Raw genomic sequence first — 26,497 nt, forward strand, 5'->3', positions numbered from 1 at the left:
GAGGGCCCGGTCGGGTATTCTAGGCGATCGGCGGCCCTTGCCCAACCCGAGTCCCAACCCGGAGCTCAGCCCGTCCCGCCGCTGTGGCCCAGACTGCTCACCACACCGCGGTTTCGGCCCTCGCGCTTGGCCCGGTACAGGGCCTTGTCGGCCCGCTCGAAGGCCGCATCCGGGGTATCGCCCTCGACGAAGGCCGTCAGGCCGTAGGAGATGGTCACCGCGACCTGTTGCTGGTTGAAATGGGCCCCGCACTGCGCCACCGCCTCGCGCAGCTTCTCGGCCACCACGTGCGCGCCCGCAAGGTCCGTCTCGGGCATGAGCAGGGCGAACTCCTCGCCGCCGTAGCGCGCCAGGATGTCCGACTCGCGGATGCCCCTGGCGGCGATGCGCGCCACCAGGCGCAGCAGCTTGTCGCCCGCCTTGTGGCCATAGGTGTCGTTGATCTGCTTGAAGTGGTCGATGTCGAGGAGACACAGGGCCAGTGGCCGGCCATAGCGCTGGAAGCGGGCAAACTCGGCCGTCATCGCCTGATCCCAGGCCAGGCGGTTGGGCAGCTCGGTCAGTGCGTCCTGGTAGGCCTGCTCGCGCTGCTGCTCGAGGTTCACGCGCAACACCTCGGCCTCCTCCTCCAGGGCCTGCATGCGGCTCGTCAGCTGGCGGATCTCGTCGCGCGCCTGTTCGGTGCGCCGCGCCTCCAGCCGTCGCTTGGCCTCCAGGTGGACCTCCAGCGTATCCAGGCGTTGCTGGATGTTGGTCTTCAGCGTCTCCAGGCTGGTGGCGCCCTGGATGGAATCCTGCAGCCCGCGCACCTCGCCGGCCATGGCGGCATCCAGCTCGCTGCGCTCGGTCCGTGCCTGTTGCCGGTTCGATTCGCTGATGCCGAGTTCGTCCTCGAACTCCTTGAGACGACCGGTGAGTTCGGCGAGAAAGTCCTCGAACTCGCGCTTCTCCTCCTGCACCACCGCGCGGGCCCGGGCGATCAGGTCCGCCACCTCGCGCAGCCAGTGGGCCAGCTGGTCTTCGCCCGGGCAGGCGCTCAGCTGCTCGATCAGGCGCTCCACCGGCCCGGCCAGCAGACCCGGGAAGTCCAGGCGCTGTACGAGCTGGGTCAGCACCTCGTAATACGGCACATTTGCGGCCGGGGCGGCCACTGCAGCGGGTTCGGCGGCGGTGGCCGGCGCGTCTGCCACCTTGCCCTCGCCCCCGGACGCCGGCCCGGACTCCGCGGCAGGCGGCGGCATGGTCACCCAGTCGCCGAGCTCGCTGAGCAGGGCATCGACGGCGGCCTCGGAATCCAGGCGATGGGCGCGGGTCATCAGGCGTCGACGGCCGGTATCCCGCTCGGGGCCGACCTCCAGCCGGGCCAGCCAGCCCGCCAGCCGGGTACCCAGGTAGGCAACGGGCGGCTCCAGCTCCGCCCTGGCCGCCACCGGTTCCGCCAGCTCGGTGGCAGCGGCCTCGCGCGCCTCCCCGCCGCCGAACAGGCGCCGGAACATCCCGCTCTTCTGGGCCTCGCCCTCGGGACAGGCCTGTTCGCGCTCCCAGTCCAGCCACTCGGCCAGGAAATCACGCACCAGGTCCACCGCCGGTGCCGGGTCGGCATCCGGCTCGAAGCCGGCCAGCTGCTTGTCCACGGCACGGGCCCGGCGCTGCAGGCCCCGGGGTATGGCGAGGTGGTCGATCAGCGTGGAGAGGGTCTCGAAGGACGACGGCCGTACGGGTTTTGCGCCGCGCTGCTTGTCCAGCTCGACGATGGCGAGGGAGACGACCTCGAGGTCGTGCTTCAGGCGGTCGAGCTTGCCCCCCGAACGCACCGTGTTGCGCAACCGCTCCAGGGCCTTGTTGAGCGTATCGTCCTGGGTATCGGCCGCCAGCGAGACCCGCGACACCGCCTGGCGCAGGAAGGTCTCCGTCTCCTTCCACTGGTGCTCCTTGCGCTCGTACTCGTCGAGTACGTCGAGGTATTTCTTGCGCCAGCGCTCGGCATTCTCGTCGGCCGCCATCCGGACTCCCGTATCCACCGATGTGTGTAGGTCCGTGCTACTTTACCCAATCCCCGTCCGGCACGGAAACCGGAGCGATGCACAGCCGCCTTTCGCTATACTCGCCAGATGGACAACGTCTCTCCCAAGGGCCTCCCGCCCAGGCATGCCTGGCAGCTGGTGCAGGAAAACCCGCGCGCCCTGCTCATCGACATCCGCTCCAACATGGAACACCTGTTCATCGGCCACCCGGTCGGCTCGGTGCACATCCCCTGGATCGACGAGCCCGACTGGACCGTGAACCCGCACTTCGTCACCGAGGTGCGCAAGCTGCTACTCGGGGGCATCGCCTGCCACGGCGAGGGCTGCGCGCCCATCGTACTCATCTGCCGCAGCGGCAAGCGCTCCATCGAGGCCGGCGAGGCCCTGATCCGGGCCGGCTTCGGCGAGGTGTATTACGTGGAAGAGGGTTTCGAGGGGGAACTGGACGCCCAGCACCACCGCAGCACGTCAGGCGGCTGGCGCTTTCACGGCCTGCCCTGGGAACAGTGCTAGGGGCGCGGCTCAGTCGCTGACCACCACCAGCTCGTACCCCAGGGCACGGTAGTCGTTGATCTGTGCGGGCCCGGCGGCGGCCACGTCGACGTACTCCGGAAACTGCTCCGCCGTCACCCCCCGCCATTCCGCATGGGTGCCGCAGACATGCACCGGCACGTCCTCGTCACGCACCAACTGCTGCACCTCCCGGTGCATCCCGCTATACACCGCCGCCTCGCCGCGCATCAGCGCGAACTGCTCGCTGCCGTGGCTCACGATGGCGATCTCCAGCCCCGGCCAGCGCGCGCGCAGGGCATCGATGTCCTTGCGCACCTGCGGGAGCAGGTCCGGCAGGGCATCCTCGCTGCCGATGATCTCGAACACCACGCCCTCGGGCGCGTCATCCCGCGCCAGCAGCTCATCCACCGAGACCTCGGCCAGCACCGGGCCGGCAGCCAGCAGGCACAGCATCATCAGCACGGATCGCAGCATCATGTCTCCCGTCCTCGGCTTGGGGGTGAAGGCTCCAAGATACGGTGAGGACCGGGATACGGCAAGCATGTGCAGACGCGCGACGAGGCCGGCGCCGACGGGGTGGTTCGATACCCCGATCACCGGCAGACCGACCTCCGTGGCCTCTGTGGCGCATAGACTTTACCCGGAACCGTCCAACGGGCAACAAAAAAGGCCCACCGCAATGCGGCAGGCCTTTCTTGTTGTCTTCGGATTTGGTCGGGACGGCAGGATTTGAACCTGCGACCCCTTGCACCCCATGCAAGTGCGCTACCAGACTGCGCTACGCCCCGAAGGCTGGGAAGAATACTCGAATCGGCGGTTGAAGAAAAGGACCGGGGCTGTTGCTCAGCGCTTCAGCAGCTGGAGGAGCTCCTCGAGCTCGATGCGCATCTGCTTGATGAGCTGCTGGCTCTGGTTGGCGTCGTCCTTCGCCTCCTCGCCCTCGAGCTTCTGGCGGGCGCCGCCGATGGTGTAGCCCTGCTCGTAGAGCAGGCTGCGGATCTGGCGGATCAACAGGACGTCGTGGCGCTGGTAATAGCGGCGGTTGCCGCGACGCTTCACCGGCTTGAGTGACGGAAACTCCTGCTCCCAGTAACGCAGCACGTGGGGCTTGACCCCACAGAGCTCGCTGACTTCGCCGATGGTGAAATAGCGTTTACCGGGTATGGCAGGAAGTTCGTTATTGTTCCCCGCTTCCAGCATATGCCTCGACTCGAGCTTTGAGTTTTTGTCCCGGACGGAAGGTCACCACACGACGGGCGCTGATCGGAATCTCCTCGCCTGTCTTGGGGTTTCTGCCCGGTCTCTGGTTTTTGTCTCTGAGCGTGAAGTTGCCGAAACCCGAGAGCTTCACCTGTTCGCCGTTGGAGAGCGCCATCCTGACCTCTTCGAAGAACATCTCGACAAGCTCTTTTGCCTCGCGCTTGTTGAGACCCAGCTCCTCGAACAGCTTTTCCGCCATATCGGCCTTGGTCAACGCCATTCAACTATACCCTTAGATCTGCCCCCACGTCGTCACCCAGGCGGGCGACGACCGTCTTGACGATGCTCTCGACCTCGTCATCGGTAAGGGTGCGCGATAAATCCTGTAAAATCAAGCCTAAAGCGAGACTTTTTCGACCAGTAGGTACGCCTTTCCCCGTATATGTATCAAATACATGGAATTCTCTGAGCTCGGGGATGCCGCAGGCCCGGATGGCGGCCGCGAGCTGGCTGGCCTGCACGCTCTCGTCCACCAGCACGGCGATGTCGCGGCGGATGGCCGGGAACTTCGAAAGCGGCTCGAACTTTGCTACACAACCCTTTGTTATTTCTTCCAATTCGATCTCAAAGACAAAGGCGCGACGCCCCAGGTCCAGGGTCTTTTCCAGGGCCGGGTGCAGGGCCCCGAGCCAGCCGATGGGGCGGCCATCGAGATGGATGCGCGCGGACTGCCCCGGGTGCAGCGCGGGGTGGGATTCGACCCGGTATTCGACCCGCTCGCCAAGATGTGCCAGCCCGAGCAGGGCCTCCACGTCGCCCTTGAGATCGAAGAAATCGGCCGGACGGGCGGGCGCCCCCCACTGCTCCGGCAGCACGTCGCCACAGAGGATGCCGGCGAGCTGCGGGGTCTGCACCAGGGCCTCGCCCTGACCGACGAAGCTCAGCCCCGTCTCGAACAGGCGCACGCGGTCCTGCTGGCGGTTGAGGTTGTGCTGCACGGCCTTCACCAGCCCCGCCCAGAGGGTGGAGCGCATCACCGCCAGCTCGGATGAAATGGGGTTGGCCAGCCGGAGCGGCTCGGCCGCGGGGGCGAACAGGGCCTCCATGGCCGGGTCGACGAAGCTGAAGGTGATCGCCTCCTGGTAGCCGCGATCGACCAGCAGTTCGCGCAGGCGGTCCACCGCCACCCGGGCCTCGGGTTCGGGGCGGATGGCCGGGGCATAGGGATGGGCGCGGCTCGGCAGGTTGTCGTAGCCGTGCACGCGGGCGATCTCCTCGATGAGGTCGGCCTCGATGGCGAGATCGAAGCGGAAGCTCGGCGGGGTGACCTGCCAGCCACCGGCCACGGGGTGCACGCGGCAGCCCAGGCGGTCGAGGATGCCGTCGACCTCCTCCTCGTCGATCTGCGCACCCAGCAGGCGCTCGATGCGGGCGGCCCGCAGGCTGATGGCCTGTCGCTCCTGCCCCGCCTCGCTCTCGATGTCGACGACCGGACCGGGCCTGCCGCCGCAGATGTCGAGCACGAGCTGCGTGGCCCGCTCCAGGGCCCGCACCTGCAGCGCGGGGTCCACGCCACGCTCGAAGCGATGCGAGGAGTCGGTATGCAGGCCGTGACGGCGCGCCCGCCCGGCGATGGCCTCGGGGGCGAAGAAGGCGCTCTCGAGGAAGATGTCGGTGGTGGCATCGGAGACGGCGCTGCCCTCCCCGCCCATCACGCCGGCCATGGCCTGCGCCGCCCGCTGATCGGCGATCACCAGCACGTCCGGGTCCAGGGTCACGGTCTGGCCGTCCAGCAGGGTGAGCGCCTCTCCCGCCTGCGCCATGCGCACGACGATGCCGCCGTCGAGTTTCGCCAGGTCGAAGGCGTGCATGGGCTGGCCGAGCTCGATGAGCACGTAGTTGGTCACGTCCACCAGCGGGCTGATGCTGCGGATGCCGCTGCGGCGCAGGCGCTCCTTCAGCCACAGCGGGGTGGCGGCCTGCGGGTTCACGCCCTGGATGACGCGCCCGGCGTAGCGCGGGCAGGCCGCCGGGGCCTGGATGTCGATGGCCAGGCGGGCCGACTGGGCCGCGGGCACCGGGTCGATCTCCGGCACATGCAGGGGCCGGCCCGTGAGCAGGGCGGTCTCGCGGGCGATGCCGGCGAGACTGAGGCAGTCGGCCCGGTTGGGCGTGAGGTCGACCTCGAGGATGGCGTCGTCCAGCCCCAGGTAGTCGCGCAGGTCGGCCCCGGTGGGGGCATCCGAAGGCAGCGGCATCAGGCCCTCGCTGGCCTCGGCCAGCCCGAGCTCCTTCGCCGAGCAGAGCATGCCCTGGGAGGCCACGCCACGCAGCTTGGCCTTCTTGATCCTGAAGTCGCCCGGCAGCACCGCACCGATGCGGGCGAAGGGCACGCGCATGCCGACATGGACGTTGGGCGCGCCGCAGACGACCTGGGCGGTCTCCTCACTGCCGTCCTCGACCTGACAGACGCGCAGCTTGTCGGCATCCGGGTGCGGCTCGACCGCCAGCACGTGCCCCACCACCACGCCGGAAAAGGCCGGCGCCGCCGGCTCGATGCCGTCGAGTTCCAGGCCCGCCATGGTCAGACGATGCCCCAGCTGTTCCGGGCTCAGGCCGTGATCCACCCACTTGCGTAGCCACTGATCGCTGAATTTCATGCACTAGGCTCCAGGCTTGTCCACCCGCGCGGCGGCAGGCTCAGTTGAACTGTTTGAGGAAGCGCAGATCGTTCTCGTAGAACAGGCGCAGGTCGTTGACGCCGTAGCGCAGCATGGCCAGGCGCTCGACGCCCAGGCCGAAGGCGTAACCGGTGTAGGCCTCGTTGTCGATGCCCACGTGGCGGAATACCTCGGGGTGGACCATGCCGCAGCCCATCACCTCCAGCCAGCCCGTGTGACTGCACACGCGGCAGCCCTCCCCACCACACATCACGCACTGGATGTCGACCTCGGCCGAGGGCTCGGTGAAGGGGAAATAGGAGGGGCGGAAGCGCGTGGCCAGGTCGTCCTGCTCGAAGAAGGCGGCGAGGAACTGGCCCAGCACGCCCTTGAGGTCGGCGAAGGTGACGTTCTCGTCCACCAGCAGCCCCTCCACCTGGTGGAACATGGGGCTGTGGGTGAGATCGGAATCGCAGCGGTAGACGCGCCCCGGGGCGATCACACGCAGCGGCGGCTGGCCGTTCTCCATGACGCGGATCTGCACCGGCGAGGTGTGGGTGCGCAGCACGGTGCCCTCGCCGAAGTAGAAGGTGTCGTGCATGGCGCGGGCCGGGTGGTGCGAGGGGATGTTGAGCGCCTCGAAGTTGTGGTAGTCGTCCTCCACCTCCGGGCCCTCCGCCACCTCGAAGCCGAGCTGGGCGAACAGCGACTGGATGCGGCGCAGGGTCTGCGTCACCGGGTGCAGGCCGCCGGTGTGCTGACCGCGCCCCGGCAGGGTGACGTCCACGGCCTCGCCGGCCAGGCGGGCGTCGAGGGCCTCGCCCTCCAGCGCGCCCTTGCGCGACTCCAGCGCCCCGGCGATCGCCTGCTTGGCGTCGTTGATGGCCTGCCCGGCCTGCGGCCGTTCCTCGGCCGAGAGCTTACCCAGGCCCTTCAACTGTTCGGTGAGCACCCCCTTCTTGCCGAGGTACTGCACGCGGATCTGGTCCAGCGCTGCGAGGTCTGCCGCATCGGCAATCGCGCGCTTCGCTTCGTCGATCAACTGGGTGAGATCTTGCACCTGGATGTCCCCGTCATGAGCTGGGTCTGAAAACGAAACGGGGGAAAGGCCATGGCCCTTCCCCCGCTTCGCATCTTCCGGTCCCGGTGCGACGGGCGCAGGCGCCCGCCAGCCGGGGGTTCGATCAGTTCGCCAGGGCGGCCTTGGCCTTTTCGGCGATCTGACCGAAGGCGGTGATGTCGTGCACCGCCAGGTCGGCGAGGACCTTGCGGTCGATCTCGACGCCGGCCTTGTTCAGGCCGTCGATCATGCGGCTGTAGGACAGATCGAACTGCCGCGCGGCCGCATTGATGCGCACGATCCACAGGGCGCGGAACTGGCGCTTTTTCTGACGACGGTCACGATAGGCGTACTGGCCGGCCTTGGTAACGGCCTGCTTGGCGACGCGATAGACGTTCTTGCGTGCGCCGTAGTAACCCTTGGCCTTCTTCAGGACCTTCTTGTGACGGGCGTGGGCGGTAACACCGCGCTTAACTCGTGGCATGTCTCATCCCCCCCTGTCAGCTGAACGGCAGCATACGGCGCACCATCGGTACGTCGCAGGCGGCAACCTGTTCGCCCATGCGCAGGTGACGCTTGCGCTTGGTGCTCTTCTTGGTGAGGATGTGGCGCAGGTGCGACTGCTTGCGCTTGAAGCCGCCGGAGCCGGTCTTCTTGAAGCGCTTCGCGGCACCGCGATTGGTCTTCATCTTGGGCATGATTCTACTCTCTCTGTGCTCGGGGTGCCCCCGACATGGGGACCTTTACTTACCCTGTCGCTACTTCTTCCTGGGCGACATCACCATGATCATCTGGCGCCCTTCCATCTTCGGGCGCTGTTCGACCACGGCCAGATCGTCCAGCTCCTTCTCGATACGCTCGAGAAGGTCCCCACCGCGCTCGCGGTGGGCCATCTCACGCCCGCGGAAGCGGATCGTGATCTTGGCCTTGTCGCCGTCTTCGAGAAAACGGCGCAGATTGCGCATCTTCACCTGGTAGTCGCCTTCCTCCGTACCCGGACGGAACTTGACCTCCTTCACCTGGATCTGCTTCTGCTTCTTGCGTGCCGCCTGAGCCTTCTTCGACTCCTCGAACTTGAACTTGCCGTAGTCCATGATGCGGCAGACCGGCGGGTTCGCGTTGGGCACGATCTCGACGAGATCGAGGCCGGCATCCAGGGCCGCCTGCTGAGCTTCTGCGTTCGATACGACGCCGATATTCTCGCCTTCCGCGTCAATCAGCCGAACCTCGGGGACACGGATGTCCTCGTTCAGGCGTGTGTCTTTTCCAGTGCTGATGCGTCAATCCTCCAAAACAGAGCGGCCGCGGCTCGCGACCTCCACGGCAAGGCGTGCGGCCAGCGCGTCGATCGACATGCTGCCCAGGTCCTCACCGGCTCGCGTGCGCACGGCCACTGTTTGCGTTTCCACCTCGCGATCCCCGATAACCAGCAGGTAGGGGACGCGCTGTAACGTGTGCTCGCGAATCTTAAAGCCTATTTTCTCATTTCTCAAGTCGGAAATGACCCTGAGCCCCTGTTTTTTCAGGGATTCTTCCACCTGGCGGACATAATCGGCCTGGCGGTCGGTGATATTGGCCACCACCGCCTGCACCGGGGCCAGCCACAGCGGCAGGTGCCCGGCGTAGTGCTCGATGAGCACGCCGATGAAGCGTTCCACCGAACCCAGGATGGCGCGGTGCAGCATGACCGGCACGTGGCGGTTGCCGTCCTCGCCCACGTATTCGGCGTCCAGGCGGCCCGGCATGGAGAAATCCACCTGCATGGTGCCGCACTGCCACTCGCGGCCCAGGCAGTCCTTGAGCACGAACTCGATCTTGGGACCGTAGAAGGCGCCCTCGCCCGGCTGCAGCTTCCATTCCAAGCCCTTGTCGTTCAGGGCCTTCTCCAGGGCGTGCTCGGCCTTGTCCCACAGGGCGTCGTCGCCGACGCGCTGCTCCGGACGGGTGGACAGGGCCACCAGCACCTGGTCGAAGCCGAAGTCGCGGTAGACCTCGAACACCAGGTCGATGAAGGCCGAGACCTCGGACTGGATCTGGTCCTCGGTACAGAAGATGTGGGCGTCGTCCTGCACGAAGTTGCGCACCCGCATCAGGCCGTGCAGCGTGCCGGAGGGCTCGTTGCGGTGACAGGAGCCGAACTCGGCCAGGCGCAGCGGCAGGTCGCGGTAGCTCTTCAGCCCCTGGTTGTAGATCTGCACGTGGGCCGGGCAGTTCATGGGCTTGATGGCGTAGTCGCGGTTCTCCGACTGGGTGGTGAAGATCATGTCGCCGAACTTGTCCCAGTGGCCGGACTTCTCCCACAGCGAGCGATCCAGCACCTGCGGGGTATGCACCTCCTGGTAGCCGTGGGCGCGCAGTTTCTCCCGGATGTACTGCTGCAGGGCCAGGTAGATGCTCCAGCCGCGGTCGTGCCAGAACACCATGCCCGGGGCCTCTTCCTGAGTGTGGAACAGGCTCATCTGCTTGCCGATGCGGCGGTGGTCGCGCTTCTCGGCCTCCTCCAGGCGGTGCAGGTAGGCCTTGAGCTCCTTCTTGTTCGGCCAGGCGGTGCCGTAGATGCGCTGCAGCATCGGGTTGCGCGAGTCGCCGCGCCAGTAGGCCCCGGCCACCTTCATCAGCTTGAAGCCGTCACCCAGCTTGCCGGTGGACGGCAGATGCGGGCCACGGCAGACGTCGAACCAGTCGCCCTGGCGGTAGACGGTGAGCTCCTCGCCCTGCGGGATCACCTCGTCGATGATCTCCACCTTGTAGGTCTCGCCCAGCTCGGCGAAGGTCTTCTTCGCCTCGTCGCGGTCCCAGACCTCGCGCTCGATGGGCAGGTCGCGCTTGACGATCTCGTGCATGCGCGCCTCGATCTTTTCCAGATCGTCCGGCGTGAAGGGCTCGTCGCGGGCGAAGTCGTAATAAAAGCCGTTTTCGATGGCCGGGCCGATGGTCACCTGGGTGCCCGGGTACAGCTCCTGCACGGCCTGCGCCATCACGTGGGCGGCATCGTGGCGGAGCAGCTCGAGGGCCTCCTCGTCGCGACCGGTGACGATGGCGAGTTCGGCATCGTGATCGATGACATAGGCGGCATCGACCAGCCTGCCGTCGACCTTGCCGGCCAGGGTGGCCTTGGCCAGGCCCGGGCCGATATCGGCGGCCACCTCGGCCACGGACACGGGACGGTCGAACTCGCGCTTGGAATTATCGGGAAGGGTAATGACGGGCATCGAGACCTCTCCAGTGGCGACCGATACGAGGGGCCGCATGATCGTAAATGTGTGAAGGCGGGGAAAACCGCCGGGTATCAAGGTGTCCCCGCAGGCACGGGGCGCCAATGATAGCGGCCGCCGCCTGCCCGCGTCAAAGCGCGCGGATGGCGTCCTGCCCCAATGGCCCGCCGAGGTGCTCGCACAGGGTGGATACCAGCGGTTTCATGAACCAGCGCGACGCCGGTATCGCCCCGGCGGCGACACCATGACGTTCGAGTTCGTCAGCCACCACCGGCCCCACGGCGGCCACCAGCAGGGAGCCGAGCGCCAGGACCAGGGACTTCGTGACCCCGTGGTCATGCGCGACGGCGAACAGCCGCTGCACCTGGGCCTTGCTGGTGAAGACCATGGCGTCGACCTGCCCGGCCGCCAGGGTCTCGATGAGCGCCAGTACCTGCCGGTCCTGACTCTTCGGGGCATAGCGGTAGGGCGCGACCACCGAGACCCGGGCACCCTGTTCCTCGAGCGCCGCGCGCAGGGGCGGATTCGGCTCCTCGCCGTAGAGCTGCACCGCCACGCCTTTGCCCTCGAGCTCGAGCGTCGCCAGGGTGGCAACAACCCCCTGCGTCGTGGGCCTCTCCGCCTGCAGGTCCACCGCGACCCCGTATTCGCGCAGCGCCCGTCCCGGCTTCGGCCCGCGCGCCAGGATCGTCGTCTTGCGCATGGCGGTGATGAAGTCGTCGAGCAGGCCGGCCCGTTCGGCAAAGCCGCACAACCGCCGCACGCCCTCGCCGGTGAAGACGACCAGCAGCGCCGGCGGCTGCGCGATGAAGTCCTGCAGCCAGTCCTCGATCACCGGGGCATCCGGAGCATCGAGGATGGATACCAGCGGACAGTGCAGCACCTGCCCGCCGCGACGCTCGATCAGCGCGGCGAGGACCTCGCTCTCGCGGGTCTCCGGCAGGGCGATGACCCGGCCGCTCAGGAGCGGCGCGATGCTGCGAAACCCCTCAGGCCACGGCGGCATCGCAGGGCTCCGGTTGCAGGCGCCGCTGGCCGAACACCACCGCCTCGCCCGGCCTCGGGGCACGGAACCAGGACAGCGTGTGATGCAGCCGCACCACCTCTCCGACCACGATCAGGCCCGGACTCCGGGCCCCGGCCTGCGCGACGATGCCCGGCAGGGTATCCAGCGTACCGGTGAGCACGCGCTGGTTGACGGTGGTGCCCTGCTCGACCAGGGCGATGGGCATCCCGGGGCGCATGCCGTGCGCCACCAGCTGCGCACAGATCTCGGCGAGATTCGACAGCCCCATGTAGAAGACCAGCGTCTCGTTGGATACGGCCAGCGAGGACCAGTCCACATCCAGCCCCTGCGCGCGCCGATGGGCCGTGATGAAACGACAGGACTGCGCGTGGTCGCGGTGCGTGAGCGGGATACCGGCGTAGGCCGCGCAACCGGTGGCCGCCGTGATGCCCGGCACGACCTGGAACGGGATGCCAGCCCGGGCGATCAGCTCGATCTCCTCGCCACCGCGGCCGAAGACGAAGGGGTCACCCCCCTTGAGTCGTGCCACCCGCCTGCCCTGGCCGGCGAGATCCACCAGCAGCCGGCTGATGTCCTCCTGCGCCATGCTGTGATCGTTGCGCTGCTTGCCCACGTAGATGCGCTCGGCCTCGCGGCGGGCCAGATCGACGACCTCGGCCGAGACCAGGCGGTCATATACGACCACGGCGGCCTTCTGCAGCAGGCGCAGGGCCTTGAAGGTCAGCAGGTCGGGATCGCCCGGCCCGGCGCCGATGAGATAGACCTCGCCCTGCTCGCCGGTCGGATTCCCCTCCTCCAGGGCACGCGCGAGCAGGTGCTCGGCCTCCTCCTCCCGCCCGGCGAGTACCGCCTCGGCGGCGGCGCCGTCGAGCATCGCCTCCCAGAACTGCCGGCGCTCGCGCGTACCATGGAAACGCCTGCGTACCCGGTCGCGAAAGCGCCCCATCAGTCCGGCCAGCGCACCGAAGGAAGCCGGGATCTGCGTCTCCAGCCGCGCCCGCAGCCAGCGGGCGAGCACGGGGGCGGCACCGCCGCTGGAGATGGCGATGGTCAACGGGGCGCGGTCGACGATGGCTGGCAGGACGAAGCTGCACAGCTCCGGCGCGTCGGCGACATTCACGGGGATGTTGCGTGCGCCACAGGCCGCCTGCACGCGGCGGTTGACCAGGGGCTGGTCGGTGGCGGCGATGACCAGGGCCTGCCGATCGACCAGCCCGGGCGCAAACTCACCCGGCAGGTGCCGGATGCGGCCCTGCGCGTGCAGTCGCGTCATCTCGCCACCGAGGGCGGGCGCCACCACCGCCACACGCGCGCCGGCCTTGACCAGCAGGTCGGCCTTGCGGGCTGCCACCGGCCCGCCACCGACCACCAGGCACTCGCGTTCGCGCACATTCATGAAGATCGGGAACAGATCCATACCGCCTCCTCAGGCCGTTACCGGGCCATCACGCCGCTCGATGAGTTTGCGCAGTTCCGGTACACAGGAGCCGCAGTTGGTACCCGCCTTCAGGGCCTGGCCGATGGACTCGACACTGTCGAGCCCATCGGAGGCGATCGCCGTCAGGAGGGTGTTGAGACCCACGTTGAAGCAGGCGCAGACCACCGGCCCGGCCTCCACCACACCGCGCGCAGGACGTCCGGCCAGCAGGTGCACGCGATCGCTATCGTCCAGCACCGCGTGGCCCATTAGCTCGCCCAGCCAGCCGCGCTCCGGCAAGGGACCCAGCGTGCTCACGAACACCGCGCCGCTCACCCGCCCTGCGCGGATGCAGGCCGCCCGGAAACGCCCCGCCGCCGCGTCTTCGAAGATCAGCCATTCCCCCTCGGCACCGAGCAGGGAACGGGCCCAGGCCGTCCAGTCACCCGGCGGATGGCAGCCGGCCATTTCATGACGCCAGTACCCCCGGCCACGGATCCTGCTCCAGTACTCGGCACCCGGATCCGTCAGCGGCCCGCGACTCAGGGCGAAGGCCTGCCACCGTGTCGCCAGACGCTGGAGACGCACCGGCGTGTGCTTGAGCTCGGGCTGGCCGGAGATCGGGTCCGTGGCCGGATTGACCACGGCATCGACACGCCCCGCACTGGCGAACTGCGCGCTCCAGTGCATGGGGGCGAACACGCTGCCGGGGCGCTGCTCCCCGGTGACGCTCACGCGTGCCAGCATCTCGCCCCAGCGGCTGCTGATGCGCGCGACATCCCCTGACGCCAGGCGACAGCTCGCCGCATCCACCGGGTGAACATGCACAAAGGGTTCATCGAGGTGCGCCGTGAGGCGCGGTGTCTTGGCGCTGCGCGTCATGGTGTGCCACTGATCGCGGATACGCCCGGTATTCAGTGCCAGTGGATACGCATCGTCCGGCGCGTTGCGCGGATAGCGCGGATCGATCGCGATCAGGCGCGCCCGGCCGGAGGGGGTATAAAAGCGTCCGTCGGCATAGAGTCGCGCCGTCCCCTGTCCGGCCTGTGTGCTCACCGGCCACTGCACCGGTTGCAGCGCGTCGTAGGCGTTGCCGTCGATATCGGCCAGTGCACCGATGTCGAAGGCGCGGTCGCCCCCGTTCTCCAGTGACGAGAGGCGCGCGTGTTCGCGAAAGATCTCCACCGGCCGGCGGTAATCGAAGGCCGACGCAAAACCCATGCGCGCGGCGACCTGCGAGATGATCCACCAGTCCGCACGTGCCTTGCCCGGCGGGGGCAGAAAGGCGCGCTGGCGAGAGATACGGCGCTCGGAGTTGGTGACGGTACCGTCCTTCTCCCCCCAGGTGGTGGCCGGCAGCAGGACGTCCGCGTAGCGGGTGGTGTCCGTCTCCCGCATGCAGTCGGACACCACCACGAAGTCGCAGCGCGCCAGCGCCTCCGCCACCCGGTCGGCGTTCGGCAGGCTGACCACCGGGTTGGTGGCCATGATCCAGACCGCCTTCACCTTCCCCGCGTGAATCGCCTCGAACAGGTCGACGGCCTTCAGTCCGGGGCCACCCGCCATGCCGGGCGCCTGCCAGAACCGCCGCACCCGCTCGACGGCAGCGGGGTCCTCGAAGTCCATGTGCGCCGCCAGCTGGTTGGCCAGCCCGCCCACCTCGCGTCCGCCCATGGCATTGGGTTGCCCGGTGAGCGAGAACGGACAGGCACCGGGCTTGCCGATCCGCCCCGTGGCCAGGTGCACGTTGATGATGGCATTGGCCTTGTCCACACCGCTGGAGGACTGGTTGATGCCCTGGGAGAAGAGCGTCACGGTACGCGCGGTGCAAGCGAACCAGCGATAGAAACGCAGCACCGCCGCCTCGTCCAGCCCACAGGCCGCGGCGACCTGCGGGATCGAACCGGCACTTGCGCGCGCCGCCGCCAGCGCCGCCGAAAATCCCTCGGTCGAGGCCTCCAGATAACCCCAGTCGATGGCGTCCTCCCGGCGCAGGAAATCCAGCAATCCGTTGAAGAGAAAGGCATCGGACCCCGGACGCAGCCCCAGGTGCAGGTCGGCGATGTCGCAGGTGGGCGTGCGCCGCGGATCGATCACGACGACCCGCATGTCGGGCCTCGTCCGCTTCGCCGCCACCAAGCGCTGGTACAGCACCGGGTGCGCCCAGGCGGCATTCGAGCCGACGATCACCACCAGGTCGGCGAGCTCCAGGTCGTCGTAACAGCCGGGCACGGCATCGGCGCCGAAGGCGCGCTTGTGCGCGGCCACCGCCGTCGACATGCACAGGCGGGAATTGGTGTCGATGTTGCCGCTGCCGATGAATCCCTTCATCAGCTTGTTGGCGACGTAGTAATCCTCGGTGAGCAACTGCCCCGAGACATAGAACGCCACGGCGTCCGGTCCATGCGTCGCGATGATCTCGCTGAAGCGACCGGCCACCGTGTCGAGCGCCTGTCCCCAGTCGACGGCTTGTCCGTCGACCATCGGCTCCAGCAGGCGTCCCTCGAGATCCAGGGTCTCACCCAGCGCCGCGCCCTTGGAACACAACCGCCCGTGATTCGCGGGATGCTGCGGGTCTCCGCTGACGGCGACCGCCTCCTGTTCCTCGCGCACCCTCACGCCACAACCGACACCGCAGTAGGGGCAGGTGGTCCCTGGCGTATCCCCTGCGTCGATGATTGCGGCGCGCATGGGATCAGTCTTCCATCGCCGCCGGCAGAGCCGGCGCGGACACGGCAGGCAACGCGAGATAGAGCAGACCGGCCTCCTCCCGGATCTCGAACGTCCCGGCGCAACCGACGTCTGGCGCGACCGCCTCGCCGTCTGCCAGTTCGATCACCCAGTTGTGCAGGGGGCAGGTCACGCGCCGGCCGTGCACTATGCCCTGCGAGAGTGGGCCGCCCCTGTGCGGGCAGCGGTCGCGCAAGGCGAACACCTCGTCGGCGGCATTCCGGAACACGGCGATGTCGCCGAGCTCCGTGGCGATGACCCGCGAACCCAGGCGCGGGATGTCATCGAGACGTCCAACTTCAATCCAGTTCATCATTCGCTCCTCAACCGGCGATGCGATGCATGGGGGTAAACTCGTGGGCATCCACGCCCTCGGCACGCGCCTTCCAGGGGTCGTGCTGGGCATGCCGCTGGGACTCGAGGAAACGGGCATGCAGGGCCTTGCGCTGCCCCGCGTCCTCGACGAGACAGGCCTTGATGTGTGTCAGGCCGACGCGCTCCACCCAGGGGGCCGTACGCTCCAGGTAGCGGGCCTCTTCGCGATACAGCTGCATGAAGGCACCGGTGTATTCGAACACCTCTGCCTCCGTATCCACCTTGCAGAGGAAGTCGGTGGCACGCACCTTGACGCCACCGTTACCACCGATGTGCAGCTCGTAGCCGGAGTCCACGCACACGACGCCGAGGTCCTTGATGGTCGCCTCGGCACAGTTTCGCGGACAGCCGGACACGGCCATCTTGAACTTGTGCGGCGTCCAGGACCCCCAGGTCATCTGCTCCAGCTGGATGCCAAGCCCGGTCGAGTCCTGGGTGCCGAAACGGCACCACTCCGAGCCGACGCAGGTCTTCACGGTACGCAGCGCCTTGCCGTAGGCATGCCCCGAGACGAAGCCGGCGGCCGAGAGGTCGCCCCACATGCGCGGCAGGTCTTCCTTCTTCACGCCCAGCAGGTCGATGCGCTGCCCGCCCGTGATCTTGACGGTGGGCACGGCGTACCTGTCGGCCACATCGGCAATCGCGCGCAATTCGTTCGGGGTGGTGATGCCACCCCAGATGCGCGGCACCACGGAATAGGTCCCGTCCTTCTGGATGTTGCCGTGTGCACGCTCGTTGATGTAACGCGACTGGTTGTCGTCCTGGTACTCGCCGGGCCAGGCACAGAGCAGGTAGTAGTTGAGCGCGGGCCGGCAGCTGTGACAGCCGTCGGGGGTCTTCCAGGCCAGTGCCTCGAACAGTTCCGGCATGGTCCTGATCCCCTGCTCCACGATGGCCGTGCGCACCTCGTCGTGCGTGTGCTCGGTGCAGGGGCACATGGGCCTCCTGCTCGGGGTCTGCGAATAATCCCCGCCCAGCGTGGTGGCGATCAGGTCCTCGACCAGCCCCGTGCAGGAACCGCAGGAGGCGGAGGCCTTGGTATGCGCACGCACGTCTTCCAGCGTGAAGAGTTTCTTCTCGGCAATGGCCTTGACGATCTCGCCCTTGCACACGCCGTTGCAGCCGCAGATCTCGGTGCTGTCCGGCATGGCCGCAACCCGGGCCTTGTCGTCGCCGTGTCCCGAATCGCCCACATGCGCCTGCCCGAACAGCAGGTGTTCGCGGATGTCGCCGATCTCGGTGGCGTCGCGCATGAGCTGGAAGTACCAGGCCCCGTCGATGGTGTCGCCATAGAGCACCACGCCGACGACATGCCCCTCGCGGATCACGAGCTTCTTGTAGACCCCCCGGGCGGCGTCCTGGAAGACCATCTGCTCGGTGGAGTCGTCACCGTTGAAATCGCCGGCGGAGAACAGGTCGATGCCGGTGACCTTGAGCTTGGTCGAGGTCACCGAACCTGCATAGCGCGCGATGCCCATCTCCGCCAGGTGATTGGCGCAGACCTTCGCCTGTTCGAACAGCGGGGCGACCAGGCCATAGGTCTGCCCGCGGTGCTGCACGCATTCACCCACCGCGTAGATACGCGGATCGAAGGTCTGCAGGGTGTCGCTGACGACCACCCCGCGCTCGCAGTGCAGCCCGGCGGCCTTCGCCAGGGTGATATTCGGACGGATACCGACCGCCATCACTACCAGGTCCGCCTCGATCTCGCTGCCGTCGGTGAAGCGCACGCCGGTTACCCGTTCCTCGCCGAGGATGGCCTCGGTCTGCCGGGACATGAGAAAACGGAAGCCGCGGGATTCCAGCTCACGTTGCAACAGCCCCGCAGCCACCGGGTCAAGCTGCCGCTCCATGAGCGTGTCGAGCAGGTGCACGACACAGACCTCCATGCCCTGCTTGAGCAGACCGTTGGCGGCCTCCAGCCCCAGCAGGCCGCCGCCGATGACCACCGCCCTGCGATACTCACGCGAGGCGGCCAGCATGGCATCGACATCGTGGATGTCGCGAAAGGACAGCACGCCATCCAGGTCATGTCCCGGCACGGGAATGATGAACGGGTCGGACCCGGTTGCCAGGATCAGGCGATCATAGGTCTCCGTGGTGCCATCCGCCGCCACGACCCTGCGACGCACACGGTCGATCTCCACCACGTCCCTGCCCTTGTGCAGGGTGATGCCATTGTCGCTGTACCACTGCTCGTCGTTGAGCATGATCTCGTCGATGGTCTTTTCCGAGGCCAGCACCGGCGAGAGCAGGATGCGGTTGTAGTTGCCGTAAGGCTCCGCCCCGAACACCGTGATCTCGTACCTGTCCGGCGCGAGCTTCAGCAGCTCCTCGAGCGTCCGCACCCCGGCCATGCCATTGCCTATCAACACCAGCTTTTCGCGTGTCATTTCATTGCTCCTGAGGCCACCGCGACCCTGTCGTTCTTTTTCGGTCTCTTCTGTCCGCCAGCCAGCGGCACCACTTCGGGTCGTCCATGACGTTCGTAAAGGAAACTCAACACCTGGTGACGGAAATGATTGAACGCTGCATCGTCCGCCAGCGCGATGCGATGGCGCGGGCGCTCCAGGTCGATGGCGAGAATCTCCCCTACCGAGGCGGCTGGCCCGTTGGTCATCATCACGATGCGATCGGACAGCAGGACCGCCTCGTCCACGTCGTGCGTGATCATGATGACGGTGTTGTTGAGCGTGGCCTGGATCTCCATCAGCGAGTCCTGCAGGTGCGCGCGCGTCAGGGCATCGAGCGCCCCGAAGGGCTCGTCCATCAACAGCACCTTCGGCTCCATGGCCAGTGCGCGGGCGATGCCGACCCGCTGCTTCATGCCGCCGGAGATCTCATCCGGGCGCTTGTGCAGGGCATGCTCCATGTGCACCAGCGACAGGTTGTGCTCGATCCACTCGCGCATCTCGCGTCTCGACTTCCGGCCCTTGAACACCTGCTTCACCGCCAGCTCGACGTTCTCGTAGGCCGTGAGCCACGGGAGCAGTGAATGGTTCTGGAAGACCACGGCGCGCTCCGGACCGGGCTCGGTCACTTCCCTGCCCTCGAGGATCACGCCCCCCTCGGTGGCCCGATAAAGACCGGCCACGATGTTGAGTACGGTCGACTTGCCGCAGCCGGAGTGACCGATCAGGGACACGAACTCGCCCTTGTCGATACTCAGGTCGACACGGTCCAGGGCCTTGAACGATCCCTTCGGCGTCGGGAACTCGATGGAGACCTGCGAAATCTGGAGATAGGGTTGGGTCATCTTTGTATCCTCCTTGTCCGGATCAGCGCAGCACCGCGCTCTTGTCCCAGGACACACGTTTTTGCAGCGTGAGCATGGCGCGATCCAGCAGGAACCCGATCAGGCCGATGACGATGACGGCCACCATGATGCGACCCAGCGAATTGGAACTGCCGTTCTGGAATTCGTCCCAGACGAATTTCCCAAGCCCCGGGTTCTGCGCCAGCATCTCGGCGGCAATCAGCACCATCCAGGCGATACCCAGCGAGAGGCGCAGACCGGTGAACATCATCGGCATGGCCGACGGCAGGACGATCTTGATGACATGCGTCATCCAGTTCAGTCGCAGCACGCGGCTGACGTTCACCAGGTCCTTGCTGATGGCGGCCACGCCCACGGCCGTGTTGATCACCGTCGGCCACAGACAGCAGAGCAGGACGGTGAACATGGAGGTGAGAAAGGACTTGGAGAACATCGGCTCCTGGCTCACGTACACCGCGCTCACCACCATGGTCACCAGGGGCAGCCAGGCCAGCGGCGACACCGGCTTGAACAGCTGGATCAACGGATTGAAGGCCGCATACAGCGTCGAACTGAGTCCGATGGCAATGCCGATCGGGATCGCGATTGCCGAGGCCAGCAGGAAACCTGCCATCACGGTGATCAGGCTGGTACCGATCTGATCGACGAAGGTCGGCTTGCCGGTGTAATCGCGGATGCGGACTTCGGCCGACGGGTCCTCGGCAAGCTTCTCGGCATTGCGCTGACGCTGACGCTCGTAGAACGCCTCGGCCCGTTCGCGTTCGCGCGCATGCTCTTCGTACAGGTTGACCGTCTGTTCCCAGACCTCGCCGGGCCCGGGGAACTTGCCCAGCGAGGTATCGATCAACGAGGCGCCAACCGACCAGAGCATCATGAACATGAGGACACCGATGAAGGGGAGCCCCAGGCTGCGGAACAACACCTGCGCCGGCTGACTGCGATCGGGTCCCGTCATGAGCCTGACCAGCGCGTCCAGGGTCGGGATTCTGTTCAGTTCCATTTTCATAGCGGCTTCTCCTGGAGCGGGGCACGCCGCGCATGACGCACCCGTTTCCGATCACACTGTGTCTGAGCGTTACGGGGCCTCATCGCCTTTGAGGCCGATGCGGAATTTCTCGAGATAGGCATTGGGCCTGGTGCCGTCGAACACCACGCCGTCGATGAACTCGGCCTGCGGCGGCCGGAAACCGGTTTCGGTGTCGAAATCCGGAAAGTCCTCTGCACCGAGCTTGCCCTCTGCAATCAGTTCCCGTGCCGCCTCGGCGTAGATGTCCGGGCGGTAGACCTTCCTCGCAATGTCCATGTACCAGCTGTCCGGCCTGGCTTCGGCGATCTGCCCCCAGCGCCGCATCTGCGTGAGGTACCACACCGCATCGGAGTAATACGGATAGGTCGCGTTGTGGCGGAAGAAGACGTTGAAGTCCGGCACCTCGCGCTGGTCGCCCTTCTCGTACTCGAAGGTGCCGGTCATGCTGTTGGCGATCACCTCGGCATCGGCGCCGACATAGGCCGGACGCGAGAGTATCTCGACGGCTTCCATGCGATTGGCGTTGTCGTTCTCGTCCAGCCAGGCCGCCGCGCGAATCAGGGCCTTGACCACGGCCCTGTGCGTGTTCGGGTACTGCTCCGCCCAGCCACTGGTGACCCCGAAGACCTTTTCCGGGTTGTTGCGCCAGATCTCGTAGTCGGTGATGACCGGCACGCCGATGCCCTTGAACACCGCCTGCTGGTTCCAGGGTTCGCCCACGCAGTAGCCATCGATCGTGCCGGCCTCCATCGTCGACGGCATTTGCGGCGGCGGGGTCACGGAGAGCAGCACGTCCGCCTGCAACTGGCCGGAGGTATCGCCGCGCTGCGGCGCGTAGTAGCCGGGATGGATGCCACCGGCCGCGAGCCAGTAGCGCAGTTCATAGTTGTGCGTGGAGACCGGGAAGACCATGCCCATCCTGAACGGCCTTCCCGCGGCACGGTATTCGTCCACCACGGGCTTGAGGTACTCGGCCTTGATGGGATGAACCGGCTTGCCCCCGTCGTACGGGACATGCTGCTTCATTTCCTCCCATACCGCGTTCGAGACGGTGATCGCGTTGCCATTCAGATCCATGCTGAAGGCCGTGATGATGTGCGCCTCGGTACCGAAGCCGATGGTGGCCGCCAGCGGCTGACCGGCCAGCATGTGCGCGCCGTCGAGCTCACCGGTGATCACCCGGTCGAGCAGCACCTTCCAGTTCGCCTGGGCCTCGAGCGAGACGTAAAGCCCTTCGTCCTCGAAGTAGCCCTTCTCATAGGCCACCGCCAGCGGCGCCATGTCGGTCAGCTTGATGAAGCCGAACCTGAGATCCTCTTTCTCCAGCGCAGCTGCCCCTGCCACGCCGGTGGATGCAACCACCAGTCCGGTCGCAAGCCAGGCGGCCGACAGCGCGCGCCCAAGCGCCCCCAGCAAACCGTTCCGGCCACCGGCCCGCTGCCGCCCGTGCATCATGGTCTTCGACTTGGTCATGCTTGCCTCCACCTGTCATTCACAATGATTCCGCCTGTCGATTCGCTGTACTGCAGGCACAAAAAAAGGCCTCCCCCCTTGCCGGTCGCCATGGACCTGCCTGGGGTGGACGCCTTTGTCCTGTCTCTTCACGAATGGCGAACCGCCATTGGCTCACCTGTATGAGTTCTTTGCAGCTTGCGTGCCAGGTTCAATCGCGCATCGCCGCATCGGGCGGTGGTGCGCATCAAACCCCTGTTGCCACGGGCCATGTGAGCGAGACAACCGGGGCTTCACCCGGATTCCCGCACCGGCGATCGCTGCGGCGACATGCACCAGGTCTGTGCGCAGCGACCGGCGGCCGCCACACGCTGGTGCATGTGACTACCACTTCAGCCCAGCACCTCCGCCATGGACACGACGGACTCGGCCACCTCGGCCAGGCGCCGGTTCTGGTTCATGGCGGTCTGCCGCAGGAAACGGTGTGCCTCGTCCTCGGACAGGTCGCGGAATTTCATGAGCAGCGCCTTGGCCCGCTCGATCACCTTGCGATCGGCCAGCGCCTTGCGCGCGGCGTGCAGCTCGTCCTCCATGGCCTGCAGGCGCCGGGACTGCTGGTGCACGAGGTCCATGACCGAGCGTCCGGACAGGGGGGCCGCCAGCATCTGCGCCTCGCCACCCGCCTGGGCGGATTCGTGCGGGAAGAAGGTCGTGAACGGCCCCGCGATGGCCAGGGCCGCCCCATCGGCCCAGGCCGCCGGCTCGTCCGCGGTGGCCAGCTCCAGACCCACCGACTCGATGCGGGATTCGCACAGCCCCTTGAGGTGGGCCTCCAGCCCCTCCTCCACATCCTTCATCGCATCGATACGGTGGGTCGCCCGGGAAAACCAGGTTTGTGCCATCTCCACGCCATCGACCTCGGCTATCTGCCGGGTACAGGCGATACGCCGCAGGCGCTCCAGCTCGCTGCTGTGGGACGAGGCAACGACCTGCTGCCAGGCCGCCCGGGATTCCGGGTCACAGAATTCCTCAAAGACCTCGAAGCTGCGCTCCTGGGCCTCGATGCGATGCAGGAGGGCCTGCCTCAGGGAATCGTCGAATCCTCCCTGACTGAAGCCGGCGGCGCCGATGGCGCGCTCCTGCCCGGCCAGCTCCTTGCCCTGCATGAAGTTGAACAGGGCCACCAGCGCCCGCGAGATCTGGGGGTCCGCGGCCGAATCGGCGGCCTCGAAAACCACCGCCAGCAGATCACGGATCAGGTCGTTGAGCCCCGTCATCACCGCCGTGACGTCAATGCCGCGTTCGCGCACCTGCTCACGCAGCCCGGGCAGGCTGCCCAGGCCATGCAGGGCGGTGGCGATGCGGGCGAAGAACCGGGCACAGCCGTGGGGGCACCGGGCCTGCTCGAGCCAGCCCGCCAGCCGGGCACGGAGCTCCCGCTCGGCCTCGGTGGCGGCCTCCTGATAGATTCGCAGCTGCTCGCCATAACACTGCCCCCCGGAGCCGAGAAACAGGTTCGAGGCCCCGCGCTCGCGCTGCAGATGGTGGATCAGGCCGGTGACGCTGAGCACGAGATGGCCCACCTCCAGCAGGTGCTTGAGGCCCTCGATCTCGCACTGCCGGGCCGCCACCAGGAAACGAACGACTTCCTGACGTTCTGCCTGACGTTCTCCCTGGCATTCTCGTAGAGGCATGGGGACTTCCAGATGTCTGATACGGGTTCATCAGGAACGAAGCAAGCTTCATGCCCGGCGGTGATGGCCTCACCACCGGAGCAGGGGGCATGACACTGCAACACCTCTGTCACGGCCTCTTAACCACTTCGTCACAAACGGCTGATAGGGTGCAGGTCGACTTGTTAAACAACCTCCCCGGAGACATTCCATGCGTAAGCTCGTGCTGATCCTCGCCTTCCTGATCCCTACCCTGGCGCTGACCGCCTGCGCCACCACCTCGGGCTCCAAGTATGACAAGGAAGGCTATGCGGCCTTCGTCGTCGAAGAGCGCCTGTGGGTGTTCAAGGACCCCTCCAAGGAACTGGATGAATACCGTGCCACCGGCCACGAACCGGGCAAGCTGGCCACCGCCATCGGTGCCGGCCCGAACGGCATGACCGTGAAGGCACCGGACAATGAGACGCTGCAGGGCTACCTGAACGCCAAGTAAGCCCGACGCCTCACCGGATTCAGGGAAGAAACGAAAAAAGGCGCCCCGGCAACGGGGCGCCTTTTTTCGTGGCGGACGCCGGGCACAAAAAAACCCGGCCGGGGCCGGGTTTTCGGGTGTTGGTAGGCGCGATTGGACTCGAACCAACGACCCCCACCATGTCAAGGTGGTGCTCTAACCAACTGAGCTACGCGCCTGCAGAGGCTGCGAACTTTACCACAGGGTTTGGGGGGCGACAATCCCTGAAATGCGCGCGTATCGCGCCCACTCCGGGTCGGGCCCTGCCGGCTCAGCCGGCCACCTCCTCCGGGATGCCCAGGGCGTGGTGGCGGATGTGGCCGATCTCGTCGCGCAGGCGGGCGGCCTCCTCGAACTCGAGGTTGCGGGCGTGCTCGTGCATCTGCCTTTCCAGCTGCTCGATCTGCTTCAGGGCCTCGGCCGGCTTGAGCTTGCCGTAGCGCAGCTCGGCCTCGGCCACCTTGGCGAAGCGCTTCGCGCTGGCCATCTGCCCGCCGGCATAGGCCCCTTCCATGATGTCGCGTACCCGCTTCTCCACGCCCCTGGGGGTGATGCCGTGCTGTTCGTTGAAGGCGATCTGCTTCTCCCGGCGGCGCTCGGTCTCGCCGATGGCCCGCTCCATGGAGCCGGTGATCCTGTCCGCGTAGAGGATGGCCTTGCCGTGGAGGTTGCGCGCGGCGCGGCCGATGGTCTGGATCAGGGAGCGGTCGGAGCGCAGGAAGCCCTCCTTGTCGGCATCCAGGATCGCCACCAGCGAGACCTCGGGGATGTCCAGGCCCTCGCGCAGCAGGTTGATGCCGATGAGCACATCGAACTCGCCCAGGCGCAGGTCGCGGATGATCTCCACGCGCTCCACGGTGTCGATGTCCGAGTGCAGGTAGCGCACGCGCACGCCGTGCTCGATGAAGTAGTCGGTCAGGTCCTCGGCCATGCGCTTGGTCAGCGTGGTCACCAGCACGCGCTCGTCGCGCGCAGCGCGCTCGTTGATCTCCGACAGCAGGTCGTCGACCTGGCTGGTGACGGGCCGGATCTCGACGATCGGATCGACCAGGCCGGTAGGGCGCACCACCTGCTCCACCACCTGGTCGGCATGCGCCTGCTCGTAGGGGCCGGGGGTGGCGGAGACGAAGATGGTCTGCGGCTGCAGGCGCTCGAATTCCTCGAACATCAGCGGCCGGTTGTCCAGCGCCGAAGGCAGGCGGAAGCCGTATTCGACCAGGTTCTCCTTGCGGGAGCGGTCGCCCTTGTACATGCCGCCCACCTGCGGGACGGTGACGTGGCTCTCGTCGATCACCATCAGGGCGTCCTTCGGCAGGTAATCGAGAAAACAGGGCGGCGGTTCGCCAGGGTTGCGGCCGGACAGGTAGCGCGAGTAGTTCTCGATGCCCGAACAGTAGCCCACCTCGACCAGCATCTCGATGTCGAAGCGCGTGCGCTCCTCCAGCCGCTGGGCCTCCACCAGCCGGTTCGCCTCGCGCAGCTCGGCCAGGCGCTCGCGCAGCTCCTCTTTTATGTGGTCGATGGCGCCGAGGATGGTCTCGCGCGGGGTGACGTAATGGGTCTTGGGGTAGATGGTCAGGCGCGGCACGCGGCGCAGGATCTCGCCGGTGAGCGGGTCGAAGTAGGACAGCTGCTCGATCTCGTCGTCGAACAGCTCGATGCGCACGGCCTCGGCATCGGACTCGGCCGGGTACACGTCGATCACCTCGCCGCGCGCCCGGTAGTTGCCGCGGGCGAGCTCCATGTCGTTGCGCGTGTACTGCAGCTCGGCCAGCCGGCGCAGCAGGGTACGCTGGTCGATGCGGTCGCCGCGATCCAGGTGCAGCATCATCTGCAGGTAGGCCCGCGGGTCGCCCAGGCCGTAGATGGCCGAGACGGTGGCCACGATCACCGTGTCGCGCCGCTCCAGCAGCGCCTTGGTGGCCGACAGGCGCATCTGCTCGATGTGCTCGTTGATCGAGGCGTCCTTCTCGATGAAGGTGTCGGAGGCCGGCACATAGGCCTCGGGCTGGTAGTAGTCGTAGTAGGAGACGAAGTACTCCACCGCGTTGTGCGGGAAGAACTCCTTCATCTCGCCATAGAGCTGGGCCGCCAGGGTCTTGTTCGGCGCCATGATGATGGTCGGGCGCTGCACCCGCTGGATGACATTGGCGATGGTGAAGGTCTTGCCCGAGCCCGTCACCCCGAGCAGGGTCTGGTACATGAGCCCGTCCTCGAGCCCCTCGCTGAGCTTGCGAATGGCCTCTGGCTGGTCGCCGGCGGGGGTGTACTGGGTTTCGAGATGGAACAGCTGTTCGGACATTTCGGGCTTTCAGCGGGCAAATCGGCGGTGGCGC

The 26,497-nt window shown here is 66.8% G+C and carries 22 protein-coding genes and 2 tRNA genes; 2 read left to right on the forward strand and 22 right to left on the reverse strand.

Annotated elements, in window-relative coordinates; genetic code table 11:
* Nucleotides 1-65: 65 nt before the first annotated feature.
* Nucleotides 66-2,003: a diguanylate cyclase gene (locus HUJ28_10820; GenBank protein ID MBD3619957.1), complete on the reverse strand. Its 1,938-nt coding sequence runs from the start codon at nt 2,001-2,003 to the stop codon at nt 66-68.
* A gap of 108 nt (nt 2,004-2,111) precedes the next feature.
* Here HUJ28_10820 and HUJ28_10825 point away from each other — a divergent pair, with 108 nt between their 5' ends.
* The gene (locus tag HUJ28_10825) at nt 2,112-2,537 is read left to right on the forward strand and encodes a rhodanese-like domain-containing protein (GenBank protein ID MBD3619958.1); all 426 of its coding nucleotides are present in this window, start codon (nt 2,112-2,114) and stop codon (nt 2,535-2,537) included.
* Nucleotides 2,538-2,546: 9 nt separating this feature from the next.
* On the opposite strand, the gene HUJ28_10830 is transcribed toward HUJ28_10825, so the two are convergent.
* From HUJ28_10830 to HUJ28_10920, 19 genes are all read right to left on the reverse strand, one after another.
* The gene (locus HUJ28_10830; protein MBD3619959.1) at nt 2,547-3,014 is read right to left on the reverse strand and encodes a DsrE family protein; all 468 of its coding nucleotides are present in this window, start codon (nt 3,012-3,014) and stop codon (nt 2,547-2,549) included.
* Between the two features lie 234 nt (nt 3,015-3,248).
* Nucleotides 3,249-3,325, reverse strand: a tRNA-Pro gene (locus HUJ28_10835).
* A gap of 55 nt (nt 3,326-3,380) precedes the next feature.
* Nucleotides 3,381-3,737 (reverse strand): MerR family transcriptional regulator, encoded by a 357-nt coding sequence (locus HUJ28_10840; protein ID MBD3619960.1) that lies wholly within the window; start codon nt 3,735-3,737, stop codon nt 3,381-3,383.
* Complete coding sequence (gene ihfA, locus HUJ28_10845) at nt 3,715-4,017, reverse strand: integration host factor subunit alpha (GenBank protein ID MBD3619961.1); 303 nt, start codon at nt 4,015-4,017, stop codon at nt 3,715-3,717. The genes HUJ28_10840 and ihfA overlap by 23 nt, the downstream gene beginning before the upstream one ends.
* Nucleotides 4,018-4,021: 4 nt before the next feature.
* Nucleotides 4,022-6,397 (reverse strand): phenylalanine--tRNA ligase subunit beta, encoded by a 2,376-nt coding sequence (gene pheT / locus HUJ28_10850; protein ID MBD3619962.1) that lies wholly within the window; start codon nt 6,395-6,397, stop codon nt 4,022-4,024.
* Between the two features lie 40 nt (nt 6,398-6,437).
* On the reverse strand, nt 6,438-7,457 hold the full coding sequence (pheS, locus tag HUJ28_10855; protein ID MBD3619963.1) for a phenylalanine--tRNA ligase subunit alpha: 1,020 nt from the start codon (nt 7,455-7,457) through the stop codon (nt 6,438-6,440).
* A gap of 124 nt (nt 7,458-7,581) precedes the next feature.
* The gene (rplT, locus tag HUJ28_10860) at nt 7,582-7,941 is read right to left on the reverse strand and encodes a 50S ribosomal protein L20 (GenBank protein ID MBD3619964.1); all 360 of its coding nucleotides are present in this window, start codon (nt 7,939-7,941) and stop codon (nt 7,582-7,584) included.
* A 16-nt stretch (nt 7,942-7,957) separates the two neighbouring features.
* Nucleotides 7,958-8,155, reverse strand: a complete 198-nt coding sequence (gene rpmI / locus HUJ28_10865; GenBank protein MBD3619965.1) for a 50S ribosomal protein L35 — start codon at nt 8,153-8,155, stop codon at nt 7,958-7,960.
* A 60-nt stretch (nt 8,156-8,215) separates the two neighbouring features.
* A complete protein-coding gene (gene infC, locus HUJ28_10870; GenBank protein ID MBD3619966.1) occupies nt 8,216-8,734 on the reverse strand; it encodes a translation initiation factor IF-3 in 519 nt (172 codons plus the stop codon).
* Nucleotides 8,735-8,737: 3 nt separating this feature from the next.
* Nucleotides 8,738-10,669, reverse strand: a complete 1,932-nt coding sequence (thrS, locus tag HUJ28_10875; GenBank protein MBD3619967.1) for a threonine--tRNA ligase — start codon at nt 10,667-10,669, stop codon at nt 8,738-8,740.
* A 133-nt stretch (nt 10,670-10,802) separates the two neighbouring features.
* A complete protein-coding gene (locus tag HUJ28_10880; protein MBD3619968.1) occupies nt 10,803-11,678 on the reverse strand; it encodes a uroporphyrinogen-III synthase in 876 nt (291 codons plus the stop codon).
* Nucleotides 11,662-13,116 (reverse strand): uroporphyrinogen-III C-methyltransferase, encoded by a 1,455-nt coding sequence (gene cobA, locus HUJ28_10885; protein ID MBD3619969.1) that lies wholly within the window; start codon nt 13,114-13,116, stop codon nt 11,662-11,664. Before cobA ends, HUJ28_10880 begins: the two co-directional genes overlap by 17 nt.
* Nucleotides 13,117-13,125: 9 nt before the next feature.
* Nucleotides 13,126-15,807, reverse strand: coding sequence for a molybdopterin-dependent oxidoreductase (locus HUJ28_10890; GenBank protein MBD3619970.1), 2,682 nt, complete (start codon nt 15,805-15,807; stop codon nt 13,126-13,128).
* 4 nt (nt 15,808-15,811) lie between these two features.
* A complete protein-coding gene (gene nirD / locus HUJ28_10895; GenBank protein ID MBD3619971.1) occupies nt 15,812-16,159 on the reverse strand; it encodes a nitrite reductase small subunit NirD in 348 nt (115 codons plus the stop codon).
* A gap of 10 nt (nt 16,160-16,169) precedes the next feature.
* A complete protein-coding gene (locus HUJ28_10900; protein ID MBD3619972.1) occupies nt 16,170-18,614 on the reverse strand; it encodes an NAD(P)/FAD-dependent oxidoreductase in 2,445 nt (814 codons plus the stop codon).
* Nucleotides 18,611-19,477: an ABC transporter ATP-binding protein gene (locus HUJ28_10905; protein MBD3619973.1), complete on the reverse strand. Its 867-nt coding sequence runs from the start codon at nt 19,475-19,477 to the stop codon at nt 18,611-18,613. Before HUJ28_10905 ends, HUJ28_10900 begins: the two co-directional genes overlap by 4 nt.
* A 22-nt stretch (nt 19,478-19,499) precedes the next feature.
* A complete protein-coding gene (locus HUJ28_10910) occupies nt 19,500-20,504 on the reverse strand; it encodes an ABC transporter permease (protein ID MBD3619974.1) in 1,005 nt (334 codons plus the stop codon).
* Nucleotides 20,505-20,573: 69 nt separating this feature from the next.
* Nucleotides 20,574-21,980, reverse strand: a complete 1,407-nt coding sequence (locus HUJ28_10915; GenBank protein ID MBD3619975.1) for an ABC transporter substrate-binding protein — start codon at nt 21,978-21,980, stop codon at nt 20,574-20,576.
* Between the two features lie 389 nt (nt 21,981-22,369).
* Nucleotides 22,370-23,671, reverse strand: a complete 1,302-nt coding sequence (locus tag HUJ28_10920) for a nitrate- and nitrite sensing domain-containing protein (GenBank protein ID MBD3619976.1) — start codon at nt 23,669-23,671, stop codon at nt 22,370-22,372.
* Nucleotides 23,672-23,873: 202 nt separating this feature from the next.
* Between HUJ28_10920 and HUJ28_10925 the strand changes: the two genes are divergently transcribed.
* A complete protein-coding gene (locus HUJ28_10925) occupies nt 23,874-24,143 on the forward strand; it encodes a hypothetical protein (GenBank protein ID MBD3619977.1) in 270 nt (89 codons plus the stop codon).
* Between the two features lie 120 nt (nt 24,144-24,263).
* Here HUJ28_10925 and HUJ28_10930 read toward each other — a convergent pair.
* Together HUJ28_10930 and uvrB are read right to left on the reverse strand one after the other, a co-directional pair.
* A tRNA-Val gene (locus HUJ28_10930) sits at nt 24,264-24,340 on the reverse strand.
* A 92-nt stretch (nt 24,341-24,432) separates the two neighbouring features.
* Complete coding sequence (uvrB, locus tag HUJ28_10935) at nt 24,433-26,463, reverse strand: excinuclease ABC subunit UvrB (GenBank protein MBD3619978.1); 2,031 nt, start codon at nt 26,461-26,463, stop codon at nt 24,433-24,435.
* Nucleotides 26,464-26,497 lie beyond the last annotated feature (34 nt).

The organism is Chromatiales bacterium (assembly GCA_014762505.1).
Classification (GTDB): Bacteria; Pseudomonadota; Gammaproteobacteria; order SpSt-1174; family SpSt-1174; genus SpSt-1174.